The sequence below is a fragment of the Solitalea canadensis DSM 3403 genome (assembly GCF_000242635.2).
In the GTDB taxonomy this organism is placed as follows: domain Bacteria; phylum Bacteroidota; class Bacteroidia; order Sphingobacteriales; family Sphingobacteriaceae; genus Solitalea; species Solitalea canadensis.
Genome location: NC_017770.1, coordinates 1,198,104 through 1,221,824, shown reverse-complemented (window position 1 = coordinate 1,221,824; position 23,721 = coordinate 1,198,104). Strand labels below are relative to the sequence as shown.

Annotated in this window: 21 protein-coding genes; 1 reads left to right on the top strand and 20 read right to left on the bottom strand. The window is 35.6% G+C overall.

From position 1 onward, the window contains the following. Positions 1–11 precede the first annotated feature (11 nt). On the bottom strand, positions 12–3,107 hold the full coding sequence (locus SOLCA_RS05070) for a SusC/RagA family TonB-linked outer membrane protein (protein WP_014679373.1): 3,096 nt from the start codon (positions 3,105–3,107) through the stop codon (positions 12–14). 1,161 nt (positions 3,108–4,268) lie between these two features. Between SOLCA_RS05070 and SOLCA_RS05065 the strand changes: the two genes are divergently transcribed. Beyond that, positions 4,269–4,580, top strand: a complete 312-nt coding sequence (locus tag SOLCA_RS05065) for an EthD family reductase (RefSeq protein WP_014679372.1) — start codon at positions 4,269–4,271, stop codon at positions 4,578–4,580. Between the two features lie 95 nt (positions 4,581–4,675). Here the strand turns inward: SOLCA_RS05065 and SOLCA_RS23910 are convergent, their stop codons facing one another. The 19 genes from SOLCA_RS23910 to SOLCA_RS04970 all read right to left on the bottom strand — a co-directional run bounded on the left by SOLCA_RS23910 (position 4,676) and on the right by SOLCA_RS04970 (position 23,693). Further along, a complete protein-coding gene (locus SOLCA_RS23910; protein ID WP_407635814.1) occupies positions 4,676–5,728 on the bottom strand; it encodes an OmpA family protein in 1,053 nt (350 codons plus the stop codon). 1,572 nt (positions 5,729–7,300) lie between these two features. Then, positions 7,301–7,996, bottom strand: coding sequence for a hypothetical protein (locus SOLCA_RS05055; protein WP_014679370.1), 696 nt, complete (start codon positions 7,994–7,996; stop codon positions 7,301–7,303). Between the two features lie 177 nt (positions 7,997–8,173). Next, on the bottom strand, positions 8,174–8,671 hold the full coding sequence (locus SOLCA_RS05050) for a hypothetical protein (RefSeq protein ID WP_014679369.1): 498 nt from the start codon (positions 8,669–8,671) through the stop codon (positions 8,174–8,176). A 415-nt stretch (positions 8,672–9,086) separates the two neighbouring features. Beyond that, a complete protein-coding gene (locus SOLCA_RS23585) occupies positions 9,087–10,064 on the bottom strand; it encodes a hypothetical protein (RefSeq protein ID WP_014679368.1) in 978 nt (325 codons plus the stop codon). Between the two features lie 63 nt (positions 10,065–10,127). After that, the gene (locus SOLCA_RS05040) at positions 10,128–10,757 is read right to left on the bottom strand and encodes a hypothetical protein (RefSeq protein ID WP_014679367.1); all 630 of its coding nucleotides are present in this window, start codon (positions 10,755–10,757) and stop codon (positions 10,128–10,130) included. Positions 10,758–11,096: 339 nt separating this feature from the next. Continuing rightward, on the bottom strand, positions 11,097–11,489 hold the full coding sequence (locus SOLCA_RS05035; protein WP_014679366.1) for a hypothetical protein: 393 nt from the start codon (positions 11,487–11,489) through the stop codon (positions 11,097–11,099). Between the two features lie 5 nt (positions 11,490–11,494). Next, complete coding sequence (locus SOLCA_RS05030) at positions 11,495–12,571, bottom strand: RHS repeat-associated core domain-containing protein (protein ID WP_014679365.1); 1,077 nt, start codon at positions 12,569–12,571, stop codon at positions 11,495–11,497. A gap of 98 nt (positions 12,572–12,669) precedes the next feature. Next, positions 12,670–12,882, bottom strand: a complete 213-nt coding sequence (locus tag SOLCA_RS05025) for a hypothetical protein (protein WP_014679361.1) — start codon at positions 12,880–12,882, stop codon at positions 12,670–12,672. Between the two features lie 63 nt (positions 12,883–12,945). Then, the gene (locus SOLCA_RS05020; protein ID WP_014679364.1) at positions 12,946–13,572 is read right to left on the bottom strand and encodes a hypothetical protein; all 627 of its coding nucleotides are present in this window, start codon (positions 13,570–13,572) and stop codon (positions 12,946–12,948) included. A gap of 301 nt (positions 13,573–13,873) precedes the next feature. Continuing rightward, the gene (locus tag SOLCA_RS05015; protein WP_157604514.1) at positions 13,874–14,599 is read right to left on the bottom strand and encodes a toxin-antitoxin system YwqK family antitoxin; all 726 of its coding nucleotides are present in this window, start codon (positions 14,597–14,599) and stop codon (positions 13,874–13,876) included. A gap of 9 nt (positions 14,600–14,608) precedes the next feature. Further along, complete coding sequence (locus tag SOLCA_RS05010) at positions 14,609–15,607, bottom strand: RHS repeat domain-containing protein (protein WP_014679362.1); 999 nt, start codon at positions 15,605–15,607, stop codon at positions 14,609–14,611. A 98-nt stretch (positions 15,608–15,705) separates the two neighbouring features. Beyond that, complete coding sequence (locus SOLCA_RS05005) at positions 15,706–15,918, bottom strand: hypothetical protein (protein WP_014679361.1); 213 nt, start codon at positions 15,916–15,918, stop codon at positions 15,706–15,708. Between the two features lie 63 nt (positions 15,919–15,981). Next, positions 15,982–16,611: a hypothetical protein gene (locus SOLCA_RS05000; RefSeq protein ID WP_014679360.1), complete on the bottom strand. Its 630-nt coding sequence runs from the start codon at positions 16,609–16,611 to the stop codon at positions 15,982–15,984. Between the two features lie 759 nt (positions 16,612–17,370). Continuing rightward, positions 17,371–17,850: a hypothetical protein gene (locus tag SOLCA_RS04995; RefSeq protein WP_014679358.1), complete on the bottom strand. Its 480-nt coding sequence runs from the start codon at positions 17,848–17,850 to the stop codon at positions 17,371–17,373. Between the two features lie 6 nt (positions 17,851–17,856). Further along, positions 17,857–18,963 (bottom strand): RHS repeat-associated core domain-containing protein, encoded by a 1,107-nt coding sequence (locus SOLCA_RS04990; protein ID WP_014679357.1) that lies wholly within the window; start codon positions 18,961–18,963, stop codon positions 17,857–17,859. Positions 18,964–19,061: 98 nt separating this feature from the next. Further along, positions 19,062–19,274 carry a hypothetical protein gene (locus SOLCA_RS04985; RefSeq protein ID WP_014679356.1) on the bottom strand — a complete coding sequence of 71 codons (213 nt, stop codon included), beginning with the start codon at positions 19,272–19,274 and terminating at the stop codon, positions 19,062–19,064. A 63-nt stretch (positions 19,275–19,337) separates the two neighbouring features. Continuing rightward, positions 19,338–19,952, bottom strand: coding sequence for a hypothetical protein (locus SOLCA_RS04980; RefSeq protein ID WP_014679355.1), 615 nt, complete (start codon positions 19,950–19,952; stop codon positions 19,338–19,340). Between the two features lie 539 nt (positions 19,953–20,491). Further along, a complete protein-coding gene (locus tag SOLCA_RS04975) occupies positions 20,492–21,016 on the bottom strand; it encodes a hypothetical protein (RefSeq protein ID WP_014679354.1) in 525 nt (174 codons plus the stop codon). Position 21,017: 1 nt separating this feature from the next. Next, a complete protein-coding gene (locus SOLCA_RS04970) occupies positions 21,018–23,693 on the bottom strand; it encodes an RHS repeat domain-containing protein (RefSeq protein ID WP_014679353.1) in 2,676 nt (891 codons plus the stop codon). Positions 23,694–23,721 lie beyond the last annotated feature (28 nt).

Here is a 23,721-nt window from a genome sequence, read left to right as displayed (position 1 = left end):
TTCGTTAAATTTTAAAGACCTAATTTAAGACCAAAGTTGAAGCCTCTTGGCAATGGGAAGTTTCCATAATCGAAACCAGTTGCGCCACTACCTCCTACTGCAGCTGAGTTACCGTTTACTACAGGATCTAAACCTTTATAATTTGTGATCATGAATAAATCGTTAACAGAAGCAAACAACGATAATGATTTAACACCTCTCAGGCGACTTACCATCGTTTGTGGGAAGGTGTAACCTAAAGCTAACTCCTTCATACGGATCCAGTTGATGTCTTTTTCAATGAAATCTTTTTCAAGGAAAGCACCAGTAGCCTGATTCCAATAAGCAGCACTGGTCATCGGATCTAACTCCATGGTATTTTTTGTAGGGGCATCAGAATTCTCTTTACCATCTTTTAGCACACCATTGATCACAACTTTTTCTGTACGATTTAAGGTATTCTTACTTAAACCATTAATAGTCATGAAATATTCAGTTGCATTCCAAATGTCACCACCTTTGCGAATATCGAACAAGAAACTTAAGTTCCAGTTTTTATAGTTAAACGAGTTAGTTAAACCAATATTGAAGTCAGGGTTACGATCTCCGACTGGCACCCATTTAGACTGATCTCTTAAAGGCAAGCCTGTTTTAGTATCAACCAGAACTTCACCATTTTTATTTCGTTGGAAGTCAAAACCGGTTAAAGTAGTCATTGACTGGCCAGGTACAGCACCATTACGAACGTTAGCATATACCCATGTATCAGATACATAATACTCTGCTAAATTGTTAGGCAAGGTTTGTAACTCGCTGTTAGTTTTAGTGAAGTTAGCAAGGATATCCCAGGTAAAACCGTTCTTTTTAATTGGAGTACCATTCAGCTGGATTTCAACACCTTGGTTCTTTAATTTACCTCCGTTTCTTACAGCAAGGATAAATCCTGTACCATAACTCATACGCAGGTCTTTAATAATCTGATTAACTGACTGGCTATTGTAAACAGCTACGTCAACACCTAATCTGTTTTGGAAGAATTTTAGCTCAGTACCAATCTCATATGAAGTTGTTTTTTCTGGCTTCAGGTATGGACTTGGTGCTGTAAAACCATAAGAAAAGCCTGCTCCAGTAGTTAGCTGAGTCTCTAATGCAGGGTAAATGCTATACGGATCAGCATCCTTACCTACCTGAGCAACAGAAGCTTTTAACTTACCAAATGACAAAACACTGTTATTTTTCAACCCATTCAATTCAGTAAAGATGAAGCTTAATGAAGCTGAAGGATAGAAGAATGATCTGTTCGCCAATGGCAGAGTTGAAGTCCAGTCATTACGACCAGTAACATTCAAATACACCATGTCATCATAGTTCATAGTTGCCATTCCGAACACACCCACTAAACGACGTTGAACCTGATCGGTACGTCCACGCATTGATGATGGTCTGGTATTATTAATTGAAGTAAAATCAGGTGCCTGAAAATCGAGACCTTCTACCGAAGTAACAATACTATTCTGCATGGTTACTGCACTACCAACTTTCAAGCTGGTCGAAAACTTACCAAACTTTTTATCTGCAGAAGCATAATATTGGATGTTAAAGTTTTTGGTATTACTTACTGCATCATCTAAAATACCATTATTTGAAAGTGCATAACCAGATTGAGGGCTACGTAACACCTGGTTTTCCGTCGAATAAATATCGAAACCAAAGTTACCTACAAACTTCAACCATTTTAACGGAGAAATAGTTAATCCAAGATTCGATAACAAACGATTGGTTTTAGCCTTATTATAGTTTTCGTTTACGTTAAAATAAGGGTTTTCATATTCTTTGGTATTGGTAGGATTAATGAATTTACGAGATCCGTCAGCATTTAAATAAACCTGGGCATCATCCACTGAAGGCCAAATTAATAAACCCAACATCGGACCACCGTCGCCTTTGAATACCTGATCGTTGTCGTCATTAATGTAATTAAAACTTAAATCAGTTGCTACATACTTAGAGACTTCAGCTTTGGCCGACAAACCTAAGTTTACACGTTTCAATGCTGTATTAGGAACAAAACCTTCCTGATTGGTGTAGGCCAATGAAGCACGGTAAGTTGCTTTATCTGATCCACCGTCTACTGAAAGATTGTGACGCTGTGTAAACGCATCTTTAAAGAAAGGCTTAATATTATCATACAGCTGAGCTCCAGCCGCATATGGCTGACCAAATTGTGTAAACACTGAATTATCAGTTACACCCCCAATACCTTGCGCATACACCTTCTGAACTTCAGGATATTTTGTAATTTGATCTAAACGAAAATCATTGGAGTAATTCACTCTTGTTTGTCCTGCCTTACCACGCTTGGTAGTAATAACAATAGCACCTGAAGCCGCATCAATACCATAAAGGGCAGAGGCCTCTGGACCTTTTAATACAGTAATCGACTCAATATCATTAGGGCTGATATCTGCTCCACGGTTGGTATAATCTAGCTGACGATTGAAAGTTGCCGTGGTTGAACCTGGCTTATCAGAAGCCATACGATTGGTATTCATCGATTTATTATCGATTGGCAAACCGTCAACTATAAACAGAGGCTGGTTGCTTCCACTTAACGAGTTAATACCACGAATAACAACAGATGCTGATGCACCCGGCATACCAGATGTACTATTTACGGTTAAACCAGCAACACGACCTTGTAATGAGTTTACAAAGTTTTCGCGCTGAGAGTTTGCAATTACATCTCCTTTTACTTCTGTTACCGTACTTCCTAATGCACGTTTTTCCTGTTTAATACCCAATGCAGTTACTACAACCTCACCCAATGCTTTAGAATCTTCGGCTAACTGTACGTTGATAGTGGCACTCGAACCTACTGATTTTTCAACCGTTTTAAAACCAACAAACTGAAACACTAAAACATCTTTCGCTTCAGCAACGATTGAATACTCACCTGAAGAGTTGGTTTGAGAACCTTTCACCGTTCCCTTGATCAGTACCGAAACGCCTGGCAGCGCAGCGCCATCGGAAAGCGACAAAACTTTACCAGTTACTGTTTTCTGTTGAGCATAGCTGTGCATCGACAGAAAGACAAAACTCAGTAAAAAAAAGAGTAGTCTTTTTTTCATAATTGAATCATTTAAGTTTATAGTTGATAGTTGATTAACGATTTAATCAGAAAGCAAAAAACTTCTAATAAGAGTCATTTACCAATCGTAAACTGTCTTAACACTCTTCAATTAAGGACACTCAAATCCCGCAACACATGGAGGATTGACTTACTCAAGCATATATGCAACATAGTTGTAACAAAACATATCAGCGATTCAAAAACAAAACGCAACAGCAGAACAACCAACAATCATCTCAACAACCTATATCACTAGAATACACCACTTAATTTTTGAAGTTTCACCAAACATAAAATTTTATTTCGCAACTACGCACAAAACCGCATGTAACAAAATGATTACAAACGCATAATAACGCACGAACAATTAAGCAAGGATGATAATTGACATTTTTTCTTTCTGAATATTTTATCATCAGAAAGAAAAGTGCAAAATATTGCATAAACAAGCATGTTAAAAAACAAAAACATGCAAATGTTAATCGAAGTAAAATGGAGGGAAGAAACTAGACGCTTTTTTGTAAATAATTGTTTGCAAAGAAGCTTTTATGAAGGGACCAAAAGAGTACCTGTCATCTGTTATATCAGAAATAGTTCCGCATAGTTTAGGATCCTTTAATTGACTTATTTCGGGATGATGAATTTAAGATATTATTGTTTTAACGCGTTGTGCGATTTAAAGTAGCTCAAAAAAAGCCTAATAGTGCAATAAACACAGTTTGATGAATTATTTTCTTCCGCCGCTTTCAGCGGGACTCACTTTTTTCATGCAGTGTTTTACTTTAATGGTATTCAAGAATGCTTCGCATGTTTTTCTTCAGCAAAAAAAAGTAAGCAAAAAATGCCGTCGCTGCGTACAGTTCTCCGACAGTTAGTGCAAGTATTTAAATCATCTCTCCCGAACTGTACAATGCGATTTTGGCTTATATGATAATTTATGCTTTAAATTCACATATGTGAAATCAAATCGCACAACGGGCTATATTAATAAACTGAGGATCTACAACGTAGTCCCCCTAAAAACATTTCCAATATATAAAAAAGGAAATTTCATTTTGTCCAAATCAACCTACAACAAAGTCCATTTAACGCCCTTTTCAAGTAACTTTTGGACAATACATTTGAAAGAGAAGCAATAACAACTCAAGTAATAATTATTATGGCAAAAATGACTGTGATTTATAAAACGCCAAAGGATAAAGAATTCTTCGAACAACATTATTTTGATGTACACATTCCTTTGGCGAAGCAATTACCAGGACTAATAAAGTATGAAATAAATGATGGTACTATTATCTCATTAACGGGACATTCTGAACCTTATCGAATAGCTAATTTATATTTTGATTCCCTCGAAGCAATGATGAATGCTTTTCGGTCAGAAATAGGACAAAAATGTGCTGTTGACAGAAAGATTTTAGCAAGCAATGAAGATGTTCAGATTTATTTGTATGATACAATGGATACTTAATTAACAAAAGTTCCTATAATTATAAAAAATTGAGCCATTAAAAGGAAAGCCTTCGGCATTTCTACCGAAGGCTTTCAACAATTTTTAAAAAGAGTTTATTCAAATACTATTGTCATTTCTACACGACGATTTTGTTGGCGGCCTTCTGCGGTTGCATTATCTGCTACCGGCTTATCCGGACCGTACCATTTAACATCGAATCTGGTTGCTTCCACTCCTTTTTTCACAAGGTAGTTTTTAACAGCATTAGCCCTGTTTTTAGACAGTGTCATGTTGTTTGCACGCTTGCCTACATTATCAGTATGACCTTCTATACGGAGCTTATAAGCTGCATTTTCTTTCATGATCTTTGCAAGATCATTTAGTGAAGCAAATGAAACACTTTTAATGACTGATTTTCCGGTAGTGAATTCAAGCTTATCAAACGCTTTTTCAAGAATTTTCTTCACTTCTTCCTTAATAACCGGACAACCGTTGTTTGCTGGGTCACCTGGTGTTAACGGACAGTAATCGTCTTTATCTAATACTCCGTCTCCATCCGTATCAGGGTAAGGACAACCTTTGTTTTCTACCGGTCCCGCTACCGTTGGACATTCATCCACTTCATCTTTTACTCCATCGCCGTCTTTATCTCTTAACGGACAACCATCAAATTCCGGTAAACCTTTTTCTGTTGGACATTTATCTTTCGGATCGATAATTCCATCCCCATCGGTATCCGGACAACCATTCAATTCTTTAGGTCCGGCCAATTCAGGGCATTGATCCAAGCTGTCAATAATTCCGTCATTATCCGTATCAGGGCAGCCTGCAAATTCTGACTTTCCTGCAATGGTCGGGCATTTATCTTCACTATCCTGCACTCCATCGTTATCGGTATCAGGACAACCACCAAATTCTGCTTTTCCTGCAACTTCCGGACATTTGTCTTCACTATCCTGAACCCCGTCTTTATCCGTATCAGGACATCCCCAAAACTGAGGATCACCAGGAACCTTTTTACATTTATCTTTCTTATCAGAAATCAAATCATTATCACGGTCTTTCGGATGTTTCTTCAAAACAGGAATACGAATACCAAAGTGCACATCAGCCGCTTTGATATCTTGCTTTCCGAATAATGGTGCAACTGTACCGGTTCCGATCATGAACGAACCAGCTCTAAGCGTAAAGCCAACATTCATATCCTTATGACCCGAATAGGTTACCGGAAAATAAACGCCGAAATTACCCGTCTCTAAACGTGGTGTTAAGCTGTAAATATTTACATAATGCGCGTTCAGCTTATTTTTATTGCTCAATGGAACATAAGCGTTTGCATTTACGTAAAAACCTCTCCAAATATGATAGTCAAAATTGGCATTCATGGTTGTTGGTAAACCGAACTCATAATCTTTATCAGATGCCCCTTTATTTACGAAGTCAGCATCTAACTTGCCAACAAAATCTTTAATATCAACCGGACTTGGCAATCCTGTCATATCGTAATTTTCTTTCTGAACAAGATATTCTCTGCTGAAATTACCTTTATCAAATTTCAATGCTCCACCTAAATCAGTGATGGAAACAGCTGCCTTAAATAAATACTTATTTTTATCATGTCGCACACGGCCTTTCTCTTGATCCATTTCGTAATAAAAACTATTGTATTTAGGGCGATATTCATACACCAAACCTAAATCGACTGCCCCTGTTGCCTTACCTCCGATTTTATCCTTTTGAAGATCTCCGGAAACAGGATCAAAATTAGTAGAGTGTCCGATACTCAAATCGCCAATAACATTTGCCTTCCCGTTTATTGGGTCTGTTAATTGAAGTGATAGTTGTTTACTGTTGATATAAGCTGAAGCATACCCTCTTACGTATTTAACAGAGATCGCTCCTTTAAGAAAGTTCTTATTGCGGTTTAACAACACATGACCGTAAGTCGCACCGATTTCACCCCATCCAACTGCTGTTGTCGTTAGATTCGTTAATTTGATTGGCTTTCCGGTTAGTGCATCGTTTTTAAAATCATCATTCACAAGCGTTGCAAACTCCCCACTCACTCCGTTTACATTACTATAAACATTTGCCTTGGTGAAAAGTGCAAAGCTTTGCTGCCGTTTTTTGCCGAAAGTAAACATAAACGACGGACCGTAAACCGATGTATTAGCTACTCCAGTACGCATTTTAGTATCCTGAGCAAAAGTTAAATACGGATTGATATCATCCTTCACATTAAACTTCAGAAAGCCTTTATCAAACAAATAGTTACGATTAAGCGTACCGAAATCATTCGTAAAACTTGAGGAAAAACTAATCAGGTTCATATCAAAGCTGTAACGGCTATCAACAATCTCCGCGGGATTGTAGTAAATGCTATAAATACCTGCATAATTACTTCCTCTTAAAGAAGTTAACAGCTGTGCCTTAGAAGTAAAAGACAGGGCCGACAACAAAAAGGAACAAATAAGGAATTGGTAAAGTTTTCTCATTCAATAATTTTTGGTTAATGGCCGCGAAGATATTAATTAAAATTATTTCGTAACGAGAAAGATTGTTAAGGAATGATAAAGTAGTAATGATGTGAAGGGTTGCAAAATGGGATCATCAAAATGTCTTAAACATTCAGTAAAACGTCATTTAATAGGCAATCATTAAAGAAATTATAACCGCCAAGCCTCAAGGCTTCCAACAACTGATATGCATTGGAACTAATACTTAACAATAAATAGGCTTTAATTGGGAAACAAACTCATATCAGCACTGTAAACCAGCGTTTCGGATGTAATTGATTTTATGATGCTCATTTTGAAAGAGCTTTCAATAGCTGAGAGTTGATTCTGTAGGTTTTCAGCTTTTTCGTATTCACTAAAACTATTAAAACCCAATAACAGCAGTAGTTGATTTAAACTACCCCCATCAACTATTTTATAGCACATAAGTGTTTTAATATCGGTGTTGGTTGTTTTTAGCTTTTCCAACATTTTTATTCCGTTGGAGACGTCATTTACCTCTAATGTAATAAGCCGCAGAAACTTAGATTTTAAACTACTCTCATTAGAAACACTTACATCTTTCAAGTAAGAAGCCTTAAAAACTGTTTGTAAAGTTGCAAAAGGAAACACATGCAATTCATTGTCGGCCATGTCCTCGCCAGGTTTTACGGAATGATCAAAATCGCCCCATGAATGATCAAAAGTTGCATCCACAAATTGACCACAACGTGGACCGGAACTAATAAACCAACCATACCAACTCCAAGGATCGTTATTGGCTTTATGCCAGGTTAGATGTTTTTTATATCCGTTTTCAAAACTTTGATCCTGACCCGGGTTGGGTTTCCAGATAGCAAATTGAGCTATTGTTTTATTTTGAGCTATCGCCTTTTGCAGCGATAATAACATCACAATTGATAGAAGTATTTTGTTCATAATTATTTTCAACCACAGGAATGATAATTGAAGATACAGAAAATAGTTTCACTTTGTTCAAAAGGTATTTATATAAGTAATGGAACACTACTATCTTATTTATGATTTGATTTTAATAGTTCTTTAAGTAGTATTAGACCGTCTAATCGTATTTGTTTCCAATTTAGAGATTCGAATTTATAGTTCTTGTACAATTTTATATTCCCCACTTCCCACAAACTCATAACCAGAATCAACACCTGGGGATAAAATTATTCCGATTTGATTCAATTCAAATTGTTTTGTTAATCCTTTCCAAAAAACCATATTAATCAAAGAAGTTTGAGAATCTACTAAATCACCAAAATTAAACTTCGTTACAATTTCGATGAATATTTTATCATCTATTAGCATGATCATACCCGAATCTACATCAAAACACTCTTTCTTTTCTTTAATAGTTTCATTATTCTGCCTTATTTCAATAACTGACAATACATTTCTCAAAGGCTTAAATTTCATGTATGGGCTATCCGTGAATGGAAAAACCTTCATTCTTATTTCATTATCTAGATCTAATAAGTTTAAAGAAGAGATTTGTTCGTTAATATTACTTAAGTATAGGGCATCTATAACATAATATGATTTCTGTGCATCCAGAATCAAGCTAGATCCATTCTCTGATATATTTTCCATAATGTAAGTTATCCGTAACCTTAAGTATTTCACAAAAACTCACTTACTAAATAGTAAATGAAAACTTCAGACAGTTTAATTTTTTTAGAAAAACTTCAACAATAGAAATACTATTAAAATCACAATGATTGTTACTCCGGCATTAAAGTCCTTAGATTCATTCAGAAGCTCTTTAAGACTTTTCTTAGTGAAGAAAGAACGAATAAAAGCATCAGGTACTTAGTAAAACGTTGATTAAAAACTCAAAAATAGTGTCTATCATTTTCCAGTTTTTGACCTATAGTTGTCATAATTGTTCATCGAAGCGTCACTTAAGACAGCAAATAGTAAAGTCTCTGACAGACAAGAAACACTAAACTAAGACAAATGCTTTTTGTTGGTCAGAGAACTTTGAGTGGAAATGAACTTTATTACCTTATTTATGCTTTGATTCGGACAACTCTTTAACAAGCATTTTCAACTGTTCCACTTCATTCTTCAATGATTTTAACTCTTCATTTTCTTTTTTCATTTCAATCAAATAAAGTGTTAACTCCTCAATCTTTTGAAGCAATTTGGCATTCATTTCCCCTACTGCAATTCCATTGTTTTCAACCTCTTTTGCTGAAGGAATTTCAGGAAGGTGTTTATTTAGTTTAATAAACATTTCTACTTCTGACAATGAACGTAGTTTATAATCAGGCTCGAATACAAAATCTGCCCATCCTGATTCAACCTTAATTTCTTTTGCACGAATATTTCCATTTACCGAAAGCTTATAATTAGGATCAGGAGTTCTTGTGCCAATTCCAACACTTCCTGATGTTACATTAAAAATTGTATTATTACCTATCTCATTGATGTATAATGGAGCTCCATTATGTGACTGTATCCATGTATAACCAGTATTATAGCCGAATCGTAAATTGGCAGTTGTTGTATTTAATCCAATCATAAGAGCACCCATGGAGTTGGATAATTGTGCCTGATTAACAATATGAACCTTAGTTAATGGGCTGCTTATACCAATACCAACATTTCCTGCTGTTGCACTATTTAATAGAACATTTCCATTTTCATCTTCCATAACTAATCTTTTCCACCCTTCCCATGATGTAGCACCCATGTATCCACCTCGATAATAGACTCCTCTATCATTAAAATTCATTTGGTGTACTTTACCGCCACTTGCGTCCTCCCACTGTGACAATGTCATTAATCCTGAATAAGACAATGCCCCTGGCACTCCAATATCGTCGGTCCTTTTAAAGTCATATCTGACTGTTTTCTGAAAAGTTTCAGGAAGAGGATTAGTGTTTCTGGTATCCTGAACCGTTAGTGATGTAGCTGTCTGAGCAAAACCTGCACTTGCAATTAGCATGCAAGCAATCTGTAATAGTAATCCTTTTTTCATTGGTAAATCAAAAAAATATGTTGGCAAAGAAAATAAAAAAATAATATTCTATGGTGATAATTATCAGTTGAGGGATGTAAGGTGTTTTTGGTTATATAGTCTTATTACTTCTTCTATGTCTCTGTACTTAAACTCTTTATTTGTGATCTTTTCAACAAGTTCAGTATCATCTGAAACTAATTGTGGCATTACCTCTTTGAAGTTTGACTGATTTTTAATTAGTGTCAACGACTCCCCTTTTTGAACCAACCAATTGCTGACAGGAGATGTAGTCACCCCATACTTGGAGCCTGTCGAAACTGTGCTGTAATGCATATATAAATTTAAAGGACCCGTTGCAACTACCTTGACAAAATCCTCACGATAGGTCGCAAATACATTTATAGTGAAATTCTTTATGACAATGAAACTATCTACTTTACCTCTTTCGATTTGCAGAACAAAGCTTTTTACATCTTTAGTTGTGAGGGTTATTCTTTTAGCGTCTCTATCGACCATAAAACGCAGGCTATTATCAGGACCGGAGCCAAACTGTGCCTGAAAACGATGTTTAAGGAAGCCTTCAACCCGCTCTCCGCTCCAAGTATAATAATGCCCTTTTACCCATTCTCCATTTTGGGCAGATGCATTTTTACAGTTAGTAAATAGAAAAAAGAGTGTAATTAGAAGATAGATGTAATTTGGTTTTCGCATAAATGTTTAATTGTTTTTATTATGAATGAGGCTATTTATTCTCCTTATCCATTAACTTTTCTTACAGCCCTTATGTACCATTATAATTATTAACAGCCCCTTTCTACAATGCAAAACTGAACACTTCCACTGGTTCAACCTATGTTTGGTTAACAGTTCCTAGTGAAATGAGCTCTATTAATAATATTGAAGCAAGAAAGTCTCTGACTGACAAAAAGAACTAAAACTAAGTCTAATGCTTTTTGTCGGTTAGAGACCTCTGTCTTTATTTGCTGTATTGCAAATGACACTACATTTCACTTTCAACAACTATTTCAAATAATCTGCACATTATAGAAATTACTCAAAAAGAAATACATCATCTTGGGACGTAAGCATAAAATAAACTTTAGTTCCATCTAACTTCTCTAAAATAGTAATTCCCGCTCTAATCTTTACTTTAACTATCTCATCTTTTGTTATGGTTACAGATTCTTCTTTTAAATTTTTAGTAACGAAAAAGCTATTATCATTAGATATATAAAGATCAACCAATTTAAATAGTCTTAATCCCTTGTGAACAAAAAAATGATATACTATAATCGCAACTGGAATTAATATTAAAAATGAGCCTATGCCAGCACCTATTCCAATAAGTAGTAAAAAAAATGAGTCGACGAATATTAACACAATAGGAGCCACTCGACTCCATAAAATCAAAGGCCCTTTTGTTAGCTTAATTAAATTTTCCATAATATCTACCAATGAAATGGTGTATGTTGTTTAACTACAAGTTTAGGAGTAATTTCTGTAACAAGGCCAGTACCCCCTTTTACTCCGTAAGCTATTGCTCCAGATAATCTTTTTTGCGCCAAATCAATTGCTCCTTCAATTCCAATGCCCGCATACCCGCCATTTATTTTCATCAACGCTTCTTCTATTTTAACCTTATTTGTTGCCAAGTCTCTAGAACCTACAAAGGATGCTTCAATGCCCACCGTTGCACCTGCATGAGCAAGCTCATATCCGACTGAACCACCTAAAAATCCGTCGATGCCAATTACTGACATCTTATTATCAACAAAACTGAATTTTGCTAAGTCAACTGACAACATGTTGACATCAAATCCTTCAAAATTTTTCAGAAGCATAGAAGATCTAAAGCCTCCAGTCACTTTCCATTCCAGATCAAAATATACATCTACCCCAGCAAATGTATAATCTTGAACCGCTTTAAAAAGAGCCACATTGACACCTGGAAGAGTAGAAGTTTTATAATCTTGAAATGTATAATCCATACTTGATAACCTAGCCATTCCCGTTAATCGGTCTCCTTCCCACTCATAACTAGAACCAGGATTATTTCTATAATATTCCAACCCTGTGTTGGACACCCATAAATGTTCTGATGAAAACAGCCAATTTCCAAGCTCTTGCCAGAAACCTCCATCTGGATCAACCCCATTCATGGGGTTATTCCCCATTCCTACATAAGGAGACCAGTATTGCCCTTTAGGATCCACACTTAACCACCGACCAATCTTAGCATCATACATACGCAAATCAAAGGCGTTCCAGTCTAATCCATTCTCTTTTTCTTTCTCACTATACTGCCCCTGATAATCATAACGATAATCATCAGTTCCTCCACTTTGAGCTTTACTACCAAAGGCATAATAATCTTTGAAACTGTAAATATCTGCATTAATTCCATTTTTGTTACGTAACAAGAGACCTCGCACATTCCCTAAATGATCTTTCAGTTCATATCTTCTAACACTACCTTGTACGAAGAATGTCCCCAGACGATCAGCTCCATAAATTGGCTGTTCCATCCTTCCCAGGTAGAAGCTCCCATATATCCTCCTCGATAGTAAACTCCTCTATCATTAAAATTCATTTGGTGCACTTTACCACCACTCGCGTCACTCCACTATGCTAATGTCATTAATCCTGAATAAGACAATGCCCCTGGCACTCCAATATCGTCGGTCCTTTTAAAGTCATATCTGACTGTGTTCTGAAAAGTTTCAGGAAGAGGATTAGTGTTTCTGGTATCCTGAACTGTTAATGATGTAGCTGTCTGAGCAAAACCTGTGCTTGCAATTAGCATGCAAACAAAGTGTAATAGTAATCCTTTTTTCATTGGTAAATCAAAAAAATATGTTGGCAAAGAAATTAAAAAAATAATATTCTACGGTGATAATTATCAGTTGAGGGATGTAAAGCGTTTTTGGTTATATAGCCTTATTACTTCTTCTATGTCTCTGTACTTAAACTCTTTATTTGTGATCTTTTCAACAAGTTCAGTATCATCTGAAACTAATTGTGGCATTACCTCTTTGAAGTTTGACTGATTTTTAATTAGTGTCAACGACTCCCCTTTTTGAACCAACCAATTGCTGACAGGAGATGTAGTCGCCCCATACTTGGAGCCTGTCGAAACTGTGCTGTAATGCATATATAAATTTAAAGGACCCGTGGCAACTACCTTCACAAAATCCTCACGATAGGTCGCAAATACATTTATAGTGAAATTCTTTATGACAATGAAACTATCTACTTTACCTCTTTCGATTTGCAGAACAAAGCTTTTTACTTCTTTAGTTGTGAGGGTTATTCTTTTAGCGTCTCTATCGACCATAAAACGTAGGCTATTATCAGGACCGGAGCCAAACTGTGCCTGAAAACGATGTTTAAGGAAGCCTTCAACCCGCTCTCCGCTCCAAGTATAATGCCCTTTAACCCACTCTCCATTTTGGGCAGATGCATTTTTACAGTTAGTAAATAGAAAAAAGAGTGTAATTAGAAGATAGATGTAATTTGATTTTTGCATAGATGTTTAATTGCTTTAAATGAGTAATGCTAACTATCTTTTTTCTTGAACTTTTCAATCTGCTCTATTGTGAGGCTGGTAGCTTTTATAATCGAATGTTTTCATCCCACAGGTTGTCTTAAGTGTTTTACGAAATGTTACATAGATTACAAATAGATAAAAAGTCTCTGACTAACAAGAAGCACTAAACTAAGAGTATGCTTTTTGTCAATCAGGGACCTCTGTTTTATTTTGAGTTTGAAGTCTAAATTGAAGACTTCAAACAACATATGGTTCTAAAGAAACAACTACGTGAAATATACTATCTGATTTTAGGATTAAAAGTCATCGTTGTTCTAAATGTAGTATCATTCTTTTTATATCCAACTGTATCATTAAAGTAAGTAACAAAAATCCATTTATAATATCCCAAACTATCTAATTTTAGCATTATGTCTCCACTGCCTTCCTTCACTGTATGTGATTCAAGTGTTAATTGATTATTCAGCATATCAACTTTCTTCACTTCAAGTTTTATCGCCATGTGAGGAGGGGTTGGAATAAGTATATGAAACAAAAAACTTGTTCCTTTTGCAAATACAGTATCAACCGTATTACAATCAGGAGCTAATTTACCCATTTCACTTTTAACGTTCATACTGCTATCGTATTCCACTCCATACAATAATTGGCCTTTCAAACCATGAAAACCATAATAATCAACCTTTTGATTTTTGTCAAAATGAAATACAGAAGCGTACTTTCTATCATTACGGATAAAACGTATAGTTTCGATTTTCCCATCTCTTCTATATCTATATGAATATCCATTGGGTAAATTGTTTACTATTGAAATACTATCTTCTATTTGTCCATCTTCATAGTAATCATTAACATAACCAACTTTTTTATCTTCATCGTATTTCATAAGTGCTTTTATATTTCCGTTTGGATAGTATTCACAAAGCATTTTATTGGATTTATTCTTCTCGTTCTTGCAAGCAAATAAGGTAATTACAAAAGTGAAATAAAACAATTTTAACTTCATATTAACCATTTAATTCTTATTAATTTTAACTCCATTTACAATTGTATCTTGGACTGTGCCAATTATTTGAGAGCCAGTTGATGTACTAATTGTGTCTCCAAACATATTTATCATATAAGTTTTATAATCCCTATGAACTGTTCTTGTTTTAATAATAGTATCTGGTTTCAGCTTTGGTTTTACTAAATCAATATAACTTAATCCTTTATTAACAACTCCTAAATAATCATTATTTACCTTAATATATTGCAACAATGACAATGATGTTCGTTGCCAATCCAAAGGCTTAAATGGAATTGGCCTTTTCATTGTAGCTAAGGAATTAACCATACTTACTCCGAACATTACGTCATCAAGATTAGTTATTCTTGGATCACAGTTTGGATTCCATTTTTCTTTCTCTTCACCTTTAGCTCCTGTCATCGAAAAAACGTTACCCCCATAATCCTTTTTAAAAGAGAAATCTATACTATATCCTTTGCCAAAATCTCCAAGACTTGCAGAAGTATTCTCTGTACCAATATAATATTCTCCTTTTCGCTCTCCGTCATTTGCTTTATGAATTTCCCCCTTAAAACCTCCCCCAATCCAAGCCCTAAATGCTCCAAACCAAGTTTTAAATGCACCATCAGGGTCAATCCCACTTACAGGATTATTTCCCATACCAACATATGGTGACCAGTATTGATTTTTAGGATCTACGCTTAACCAACGGCCAATCTTGGCATCATACATTCTAAGATCAAAGGCATTCCAGTCGGTTTCCTTATCCTTTTCAGCAAATTGGCCCTGATAGTCATAACGATAATCATCCGCTCCTCCACTTTGAGCTTTACTACCAAAGGCATAATAATCTTTGAAACTGTAAATATCAGCATTAATTCCATTTTTGCTACGTAACAATACAGCTCTTACATTGCCTAAATGGTCTTTTAATTCGTACCGCCTTACACTACCTTGTACGAAGAATGTCCCCAAACGATCAGCTCCATAAATTGGCTGTTCCATCCTTCCCAGATAGAAGCTCCCATATATCCTCCTCGATAGTAAACTCCTCTATCATTAAAATTCATTTGGTGCACTTTACCACCACTCGCGTCACTCCACTATGCTAATGTCATTAATCCTGAATAAGACAATGCCCCTGGCACTCCAATATCGTCGGTCCTTTTAAAGTCATATCTGACTGTGTTCTGAAAAGTTTCAGGAAGAGGATTAGTGTTTCTGGTATCCTGAACTGTTAATGATGTAGCTGTCTGAGCAAAACCTGTGCTTGCAATTAGCATGCAAACAAAGTGTAATAGTAATCCTTTTTTCATTGGTAAATCAAAAAAATATGTTGGCAAAGAAATTAAAAAAATAATATTCTACGGTGATAATTATCAGTTGAGGGATGTAAAGCGTTTTTGGTTATATAGCCTTATTACTTCTTCTATGTCTCTGTACTTAAACTCTTTATTTGTGATCTTTTCAACAAGTTCAGTATCATCTGAAACTAATTGTGGCATTACCTCTTTGAAGTTTGACTGATTTTTAATTAGTGTCAACGACTCCCCTTTTTGAACCAACCAATTGCTGACAGGAGATGTAGTCGCCCCATACTTGGAGCCTGTCGAAACGGTGCTATAATGCATATATAAATTTAAAGGACCCGTGGCAACTACCTTCACAAAATCCTCTCGATAGGTCGCAAATACATTTATAGTAAAATTCTTGATGACAATGAAACTATCTACTTTATCTCTTTCGATTTGCAAAACAAAGCTTTTTACTTCTTTAGTTGTGAGGGTTATTCTTTTAGCATCTCTATCGGCCATAAAACGCAGGCTATTATCAGGACCGGAGCCAAACTGTGCCTGAAAACGATGTTTAAGGAAGCCTTCAACCCGCTCTCCGCTCCAGGTATAATAATGCCCTTTTACCCACTCTCCGTTTTGTCCAAATGAGTTTTTGTAGTTAGTAAATAGAAAAAAGAGTGTAATTAGAAGATAGATGTAATTTGTTTTTTGCATAGATGCTTAATTGTTTTAATATGGATGCAAAACTGAATATTTCCATTGGTTCAACCTATGTTTGGTTAACGGTTCCCAGAGAAATGAGCTCTATTAACAATAGCTGGTTATTTGAAGCATGACATATTATCCAATGTTCTTTGTTCCGATCATTCTTTTGTTCACGCGAACAACACCTGTTGCATTACTTTAAGAATATCGGCTGAATTGAGAATTTTGATTTTCTGTTCTTCGGTAAGTCTGACATTCATAGCGATAAAGATATCAATTTGGAGGAATGGATTTTTTATTGGATGAAATTAGGTGAAATGGTTATTTGAATTACGCTTACAAGGTTAGGACAAATAGTAAAAAGTCTCTAGCCGACAAAAAGCACTAAACTAAGCTTAATGCTTTTTGTCGGCTAGAGATCTGTGTTTATTGCAGTTGAAAGTGAAACTATGTTTAACTCTTTCAACAACTTCTGGTAAAATCATTGAATTATGCCATTAACCAGACAAAGCCAACGATGAGAGCTATCCCAAAATAATAGTAAATGAACCGATGATTTACTTTTTAATGATCGGTTCATTGGTAGTCTTCTGTCGCCCTTGCAGTTGAAAGTCTCACCTAGGCTAAGATTTTCAATAACAAGGGGCTAAATGCCAGATGTTTCTATTAAACATAATTTAGCCACCGAAATCTTCCTTATGAAGACTTCAAACTAAAGAGTGATCTCAACCAAAGACTAGAGAAAAGACTTTAATCAACAAATAGAGATTATATATCTGTCATTAAAATAATTAAGAAGTCTAAGAACTTAAAGGAAGAAATGTCTTGCCATTTATTGTTTGTCTTAAATTCCTTGGCTACTTTAATAAAACGACTCCTATCTATCCATTTAGAAATATTTCTTTTATTAATAGTAATAAAATTGAAGTTAAACAGCTCCTCATCACTATCGGAAGTCAATAGATCAATAAAAAGATAGTCATCATAACGTGTTATCAATTTATTATCTACTACACATTTTCTATTTTCTATTTTTGTTCTTACAAAAAAAACCTCTGCGAACTGTAATGCTTCTTTACCATGAACATGTTTATACAAACATTTATAATGAACTGAAGAATCGCTAAATATGTATAGAGGATCTTTCGCATTTTGTGTGAAAGAAGGAAATGAATACATCTCCTCCAAACTCAAAATTTTTTCCCTACACAGTGGACATATAGATTGTTCTATAAAACTTATTGCCATAATTATTTAAGGAATTCGAGTAATATTTCCTCCATGAAACACATATTGCTTGCTTTGATTTAATAACTTAACTGCCACAAAATCAGCTGAACTTGGTCCTGCTGATGTGGGATGTGTATGACCGAATAATCTAATAATCTGATTCGTTTTAAAACTAATTCCACCAGGCCCTCCACTAACTAATGCCCTTTCTCCATTCTGCAAAGTTACTAAAGCATACTCATTTCCTGTTGTCCAAGTTAATCCTTTTGCCTCATTGATAATATCAGCAATTTTTTCACCTTTCATAATCATCCTTTCAACTACCATTGGAAGAGTTTCCCCTCCAGCCCCAGAAGCAACAACAAGTTCCTCCGCAATTTGCGTACCTTTTCCATACCCCCCAAACATATTATAACCTCCGCCCCCAAAATCTAACATCTCCTCTCTATGAGCAGCTGCAAATAACCTACAACTCCTATCAAATCGTGTTTCACCTGGAATATAAAATGGATAAGCCTGATAAGCCCGATAGTCATTGAGCCCTCCATATTTATTTGGAATAGTTACTTTAGGTAAATTCCAATCGAAAGTACGAACAGTCCGTACTCCATAGTTTCCATTATCGTCAATAGGGTAATCAATGCCTATATACCACTCTCCTTTTCGCGCCTCATTACTTTTTTCAATTCTCCCTTCAAATCCTCCTGCAACCCAATTTACAAACGCACCAAACCAATACTTAAATGCACCATCAGGATCAACCCCACTAATAGGATTATTTCCCATCCCCACATACGGTGACCAATATTGAGCCTTAGGGTCCACACTTAGCCAACGTCCTATTTTGGCATCGTACATACGGAGATCAAACGCATTCCAGTCGGTTTCCTTATCCTTTTCAGCATATTGCCCCTGATAATCATAGCGATAATCATCCGTTCCGCCACTTTGAGCTTTACTACCAAAGGCATAATAATCTTTGAAACTGTAAATATCAGCATTAATTCCATTTTTGCTACGTAACAAGAGCCCTCGCACATTTCCTAAGTGATCTTTCAGTTCATATCGTCTTACACTACCCTGAGCGAAGAAGGTCCCCAATCGATCTGCCCCATAAATTGGCTGTTCCATCCTTCCCAGGTAGAAGCTCCCATATATCCTCCTCGATAGTAAACTCCTCTATCATTAAAATTCATTTGGTGCACTTTACCACCACTCGCGTCACTCCACTATGCTAATGTCATTAATCCTGAATATGACAGTGCCCCTGGCACTCCAATATCGTCGGTCCTTTTAAAGTCATATCTGACTGTTTTCTGAAAAGTTTCAGGAAGAGGATTAGTGTTTCTGGTATCCTGAACCGTTAGTGATGTAGCTGTCTGAGCAAAACCTGCACTTGCAATTAGCATGCAAGCAATGTGTAGTAGTAATCCTTTTTTCATTGGTAAATCAAAAAAATATGTCGGCAAAGAAATTAAAAAAATAATATTCTACGGTGATAATTATCAGTTGAGAGATGTAAAGTGTTTTTGGTTATATAGCTTTATTACTTCTTCTATGTCTCTGTATTTAAACTCTTTACTTGTGATCTTTTCAACAAGATCAGTATCATCTGAAACTAATGGTGGCATTACCTCTTTGAAGTTTGACTGATTTTTAATTAGTGTCAACAACTCCCCTTTTTTGACAGGAGATGTAGTCGCCCCATACTTGGAGCCTGTCGAAACTGTGCTGTAATGCATATATAAATTTAAAGGACCCGTTGCAACTACCTTGACAAAATCCTCACGATAGGTCGCAAATACATTTATAGTGAAATTCTTTATGACAATGAAACTATCTACTTTACCTCTTTCGATTTGCAGAACAAAGCTTTTTATGTCTTTAGTTGTGAGGGTTATTCTTTTAGCGTCTCTATCGACCATAAAACGGAGGCTATTATCAGGACCGGAGCCAAACTGTGCTTGAAAACGATGTTTAAGGAAGCCTGCAACCCGCTCTCCGCTCCATGTATAATAATGCCCTTTTACCCACTCTCCGTTTTGAGCAAATGAGTTTTTGTAGTTAGTAAATAGAAAAAAGAGTGTAATTAGAAGATAGATGTAATTTGGTTTTCGCATAGATGTTTAATTGTTTTATTATAATTGAGGCTACCTAACTATTCTCCTTATCCATTAACTTTTCTTACAGCCCTTATGTACCATTATAATTATTAACAGCTCCTTTCTACTTTGCAAAACTGAACACTTCAATAGGTTCAACCTATGTTTGGTTAATGGTTCCCAGTGAAATGAGCTCTATTAACAATAATGAAGCAAGACATGTTCTTTGTTCCGGTCATTCTTTTGTTCACGCAAACAACGCCTGTTGCATTACTTTAAAAATATCGGCTGAATTGAGGATTTTGATTTTCTGTTCTTCGATAAGTCTGACGTTCATAGCAATAAAGATATAAATTTGGAGGAATGGATTTTTATTGGATGGAAAATAGGTAAATGATTATTTGAATTACGCTTCATGGTAGGGATTGCAAATAGTAAAAAGTCTCTAACAAACAAGAAGCACTAAACTAAGTTTAATGCCTTATTGCCTGTTAGAGATTGCTGTTTTATTTTGAATTTCAAGGTTTCACCATAGACTTCAAACAACTTAGATGATATTATTGCCAAATACCATTATATTCAGATTTCTTTTTATAGTAAAAAAAATCCTCATTAATTTTCTTTGTTTTATCCTTCAACCAAATTCTTTTTTTTATGCTTAGTTTTGAAATATCTGGAATATAATAAACATAATTTAGTTCTCCCAAGTTTAGCTCCAAAATCTCAACGCCATTATCATTATAGCCATATAATGATAAGGCAGGATTTTTCTTATAAGCATCAACAATCCTTAAATATTTAGGAGAAGGCTGTTTAATAGGATATGACTCATGTATATAATAGTCTTCTTTAATGAAGCTATAAACTCCATTTTTTTCATTAATTATATAAGTATAATTAGAGTCATTAGGTCTCAACCAATAACAGTTCGGCCCACGTTGACTAATTCTATATCCAAAAAACAACTTATAATCATTTTTTTGACTTATAATCTTCTCGATCTCAGATTTACGCTCATAATTAGGTTGTTGACAGCTATACTGAAAAAAAACTAATATAATCAGGTTGAAAGAAAATCTCATTTTAATAATTTAAGCGTAAATCCATCATCGTTTTTCGACCAAAATAACCATTGAATATCGCCCTTTGATCTTCAGCTGAATCTCCTTTCCACGTGATTCTCTTCCACCCTGTTGGAGGAGACTGTCCCATTTTTACATTTTGGATTTTACCATTCCAAAAACCATTATATTCTGATCCCCAATGAGTTAATATAGCGCTCACATTCATCTTAGCCATGGCAAAGCCCCACAAATAGTTACCTGCATCAAAATTATTATAAGCTATGCCATCCAAAATAGTTAATCTATCTGGAGCAAAACTACCTGCAAAATCAAATTGGCCACCTTGCATGCTTTCGTTATAGACAAACATATATTTATCATATATATTAGCATTCTTCATCTTAAGATCCCCCTTGCTTGACATTATCTTCGTAAGTTTGGATTCCATTTTGTTACTAAAATACAAATCAACACCTTTCAAAAAATCTCCCTCTTTTTTAAGGAATCTAGCCGGATCAATTGCATCATTAAAAGAAAATGAAGATTTTACATTATTCTCATTATCAATAATAAACCCTTTATCTCCAAAAAGCATATTGTGTAACCATGATCTCTCTTTCATGCGAAGATAATCACCTTGTAGGTTAAAATAGAAATCATTTTCACCTTCACCTCCAGTTGGGTCAGCAGTTTTAATAGGATTATTCCCCATCCCCACATATGGAGACCAATACTGATTTTTAGGATCAAAGCTTAACCAACGACCAATTTTTGCATCATACATTCGAAGATCAAACGCATTCCAGTCAGTTTCTTTATCCTTTTCTGAATACTGTCCCTGGTAATCATAACGATAATCATCAGTTCCTCCACTTTGAGCTTTACTACCAAAGGCATAATAATCCTTGAAACTGTAAATATCGGCATTATTTCCATTCTTATTACGTAGCAATATACCTCGTACATTTCCCAAATGATCTTTCAGTTCATACCTTTTTACATTACCCATAGCAAAGTAGATTCCCAACCGATCTACCCCATAAATTGACTGTTCCGTTAAGTTTATTGCACTTGTACCCTGCTTTTCATAAATAGCCAATGCTTCGCCAGCAGGATCACTTACATACCAGTTAATAACCTCAGTCGTTCCTGTTTTATCAATCTTTTGTATCCGTTGATCATTTTCATCATAAGTATAACTTACTTTAAGATTATCACTTTGATCATATAATCCAATTACCTTTCCGGTTACATTATACTTAACTTTTATATCATTTGCCGTACTTTTATTTTGTCGGGTTAATTGGCCTAATGCATCGTATTCATAACTGGCATATCCTGGTACAGCTGTTAACCTGTTGCTATTAATTCCATAGGTGTAACTAAAGTTATCCAATACATTCCCTGAACCATCGTTTCGTGTAAGTGAACCGATATTTCCGTGAGCATCCCGATAAGTAAACGTTTCTTTATAGGCATTGGTTCCTGCAAAAATACCAACAGTATAATTTGGAACTCCGTGTACCGATTCATTTAGTTGATACTTAGCATCATACTTAAAAGCGGACATCCTCGCACTTGCCGTTCCACCTGTGGTCTGCTTGTTGCTCCAGGTCAAAGCTTGAATATTTCCATTGTAATACGGTGTATACCCAGCTCCCGGGCTTACATTGGCTATATTACTACCTGACCGGATATAATCTCCACTGAAGTATTCCATACTCATCCCGAATACATCTTTTGCAAAACCATTTGCTATTCCATCTTTTCCCGGGTCATAACTATCAACTCCACTTGGGTGATTGATTGTTTTGAGCCAGCCTTGTGGCGTGTAGGTATAATCAATTCCTTGTAAATTGTCTGCTAGTTCCACTCGTTTTAATGGGCCATGTAAGTAATAGTAGTATTTGGCTTCCAGTGTCTTGCTAATTCCATCTTTACTCGTATACACGGCACTTAAACGCTTATCCAAATCGTATTCATAATGATGATAGAAGCGTTCGGCAGGTGTATTCTTTTGATAAACTACCTGAAGCACATTGCCATTAAAATCATAGGTATAGTCGATGGTTTTTGCCCCCAAGCCTGTAATATTCTGTACTTTCCAGATAAGTTGTCCCTGATCATCATAACTGTACCAAGTTTCACTGTTCGCATTTTGCGTATAGACAATTCCGCAATAAGTGAAGTCCTGAGCATATCCGGAAGCTACTGTATTTACATTTTTTGAAGCGACATCATATTCCGTTCTGACCCAATCCGTTTTTAAGGTTGAAAAATTAGCAAGACCGCCATCATTTGCGATATTTTCTAAGATGGAAGATGACGTCTTAGCGGAAGTAAAATTAGTTCCCGTAGTGCCATATACATATTCACCTGATTCAACCGCTCTGCCATACTGATCATAATTGGTATATGAGAGACTTTTCTTTCCGACCTGCAAAGAGTTTTGCGAAAAGCGAATACTGCCGTCCTTACGATAGGCATATTCTGTCGTTCCACCTTCCCATACTTTTACTTTTATCAACCTTCCCTGAGCATCATAATTATAAAATGTACTAAAAGGAATGTCTTCCTTTCTAGTAAAAGCATTCATATTAGCAACGAGTTGCTTCACACCTTCGGGAGCGATTGTAGCTACTAATTGTCCCTGTTGGTTGTAAAAGTTATAGCAGAATATTAAATCTCTTTGCATTAATTAGGATTCCTAACTATATTTACTC

Coding starts and splice junctions, on each gene's coding strand:
- SOLCA_RS05070 (WP_014679373.1), bottom strand. CDS start 3,107: ATGAAAAAAAGACTACTCTTTTTTTTACTGAGTTTTGTCTTTCTGTCG.
- SOLCA_RS05065 (WP_014679372.1), top strand. CDS start 4,269: ATGGCAAAAATGACTGTGATTTATAAAACGCCAAAGGATAAAGAATTC.
- SOLCA_RS23910 (WP_407635814.1), bottom strand. CDS start 5,728: ATGATCGGAACCGGTACAGTTGCACCATTATTCGGAAAGCAAGATATC.
- SOLCA_RS05055 (WP_014679370.1), bottom strand. CDS start 7,996: ATGAACAAAATACTTCTATCAATTGTGATGTTATTATCGCTGCAAAAG.
- SOLCA_RS05050 (WP_014679369.1), bottom strand. CDS start 8,671: ATGGAAAATATATCAGAGAATGGATCTAGCTTGATTCTGGATGCACAG.
- SOLCA_RS23585 (WP_014679368.1), bottom strand. CDS start 10,064: ATGAAAAAAGGATTACTATTACAGATTGCTTGCATGCTAATTGCAAGT.
- SOLCA_RS05040 (WP_014679367.1), bottom strand. CDS start 10,757: ATGCGAAAACCAAATTACATCTATCTTCTAATTACACTCTTTTTTCTA.
- SOLCA_RS05035 (WP_014679366.1), bottom strand. CDS start 11,489: ATGGAAAATTTAATTAAGCTAACAAAAGGGCCTTTGATTTTATGGAGT.
- SOLCA_RS05030 (WP_014679365.1), bottom strand. CDS start 12,571: ATGGAACAGCCAATTTATGGAGCTGATCGTCTGGGGACATTCTTCGTA.
- SOLCA_RS05025 (WP_014679361.1), bottom strand. CDS start 12,882: ATGAAAAAAGGATTACTATTACACTTTGTTTGCATGCTAATTGCAAGC.
- SOLCA_RS05020 (WP_014679364.1), bottom strand. CDS start 13,572: ATGCAAAAATCAAATTACATCTATCTTCTAATTACACTCTTTTTTCTA.
- SOLCA_RS05015 (WP_157604514.1), bottom strand. CDS start 14,599: ATGAAGTTAAAATTGTTTTATTTCACTTTTGTAATTACCTTATTTGCT.
- SOLCA_RS05010 (WP_014679362.1), bottom strand. CDS start 15,607: ATGGAACAGCCAATTTATGGAGCTGATCGTTTGGGGACATTCTTCGTA.
- SOLCA_RS05005 (WP_014679361.1), bottom strand. CDS start 15,918: ATGAAAAAAGGATTACTATTACACTTTGTTTGCATGCTAATTGCAAGC.
- SOLCA_RS05000 (WP_014679360.1), bottom strand. CDS start 16,611: ATGCAAAAAACAAATTACATCTATCTTCTAATTACACTCTTTTTTCTA.
- SOLCA_RS04995 (WP_014679358.1), bottom strand. CDS start 17,850: ATGGCAATAAGTTTTATAGAACAATCTATATGTCCACTGTGTAGGGAA.
- SOLCA_RS04990 (WP_014679357.1), bottom strand. CDS start 18,963: ATGGAACAGCCAATTTATGGGGCAGATCGATTGGGGACCTTCTTCGCT.
- SOLCA_RS04985 (WP_014679356.1), bottom strand. CDS start 19,274: ATGAAAAAAGGATTACTACTACACATTGCTTGCATGCTAATTGCAAGT.
- SOLCA_RS04980 (WP_014679355.1), bottom strand. CDS start 19,952: ATGCGAAAACCAAATTACATCTATCTTCTAATTACACTCTTTTTTCTA.
- SOLCA_RS04975 (WP_014679354.1), bottom strand. CDS start 21,016: ATGAGATTTTCTTTCAACCTGATTATATTAGTTTTTTTTCAGTATAGC.
- SOLCA_RS04970 (WP_014679353.1), bottom strand. CDS start 23,693: ATGCAAAGAGATTTAATATTCTGCTATAACTTTTACAACCAACAGGGA.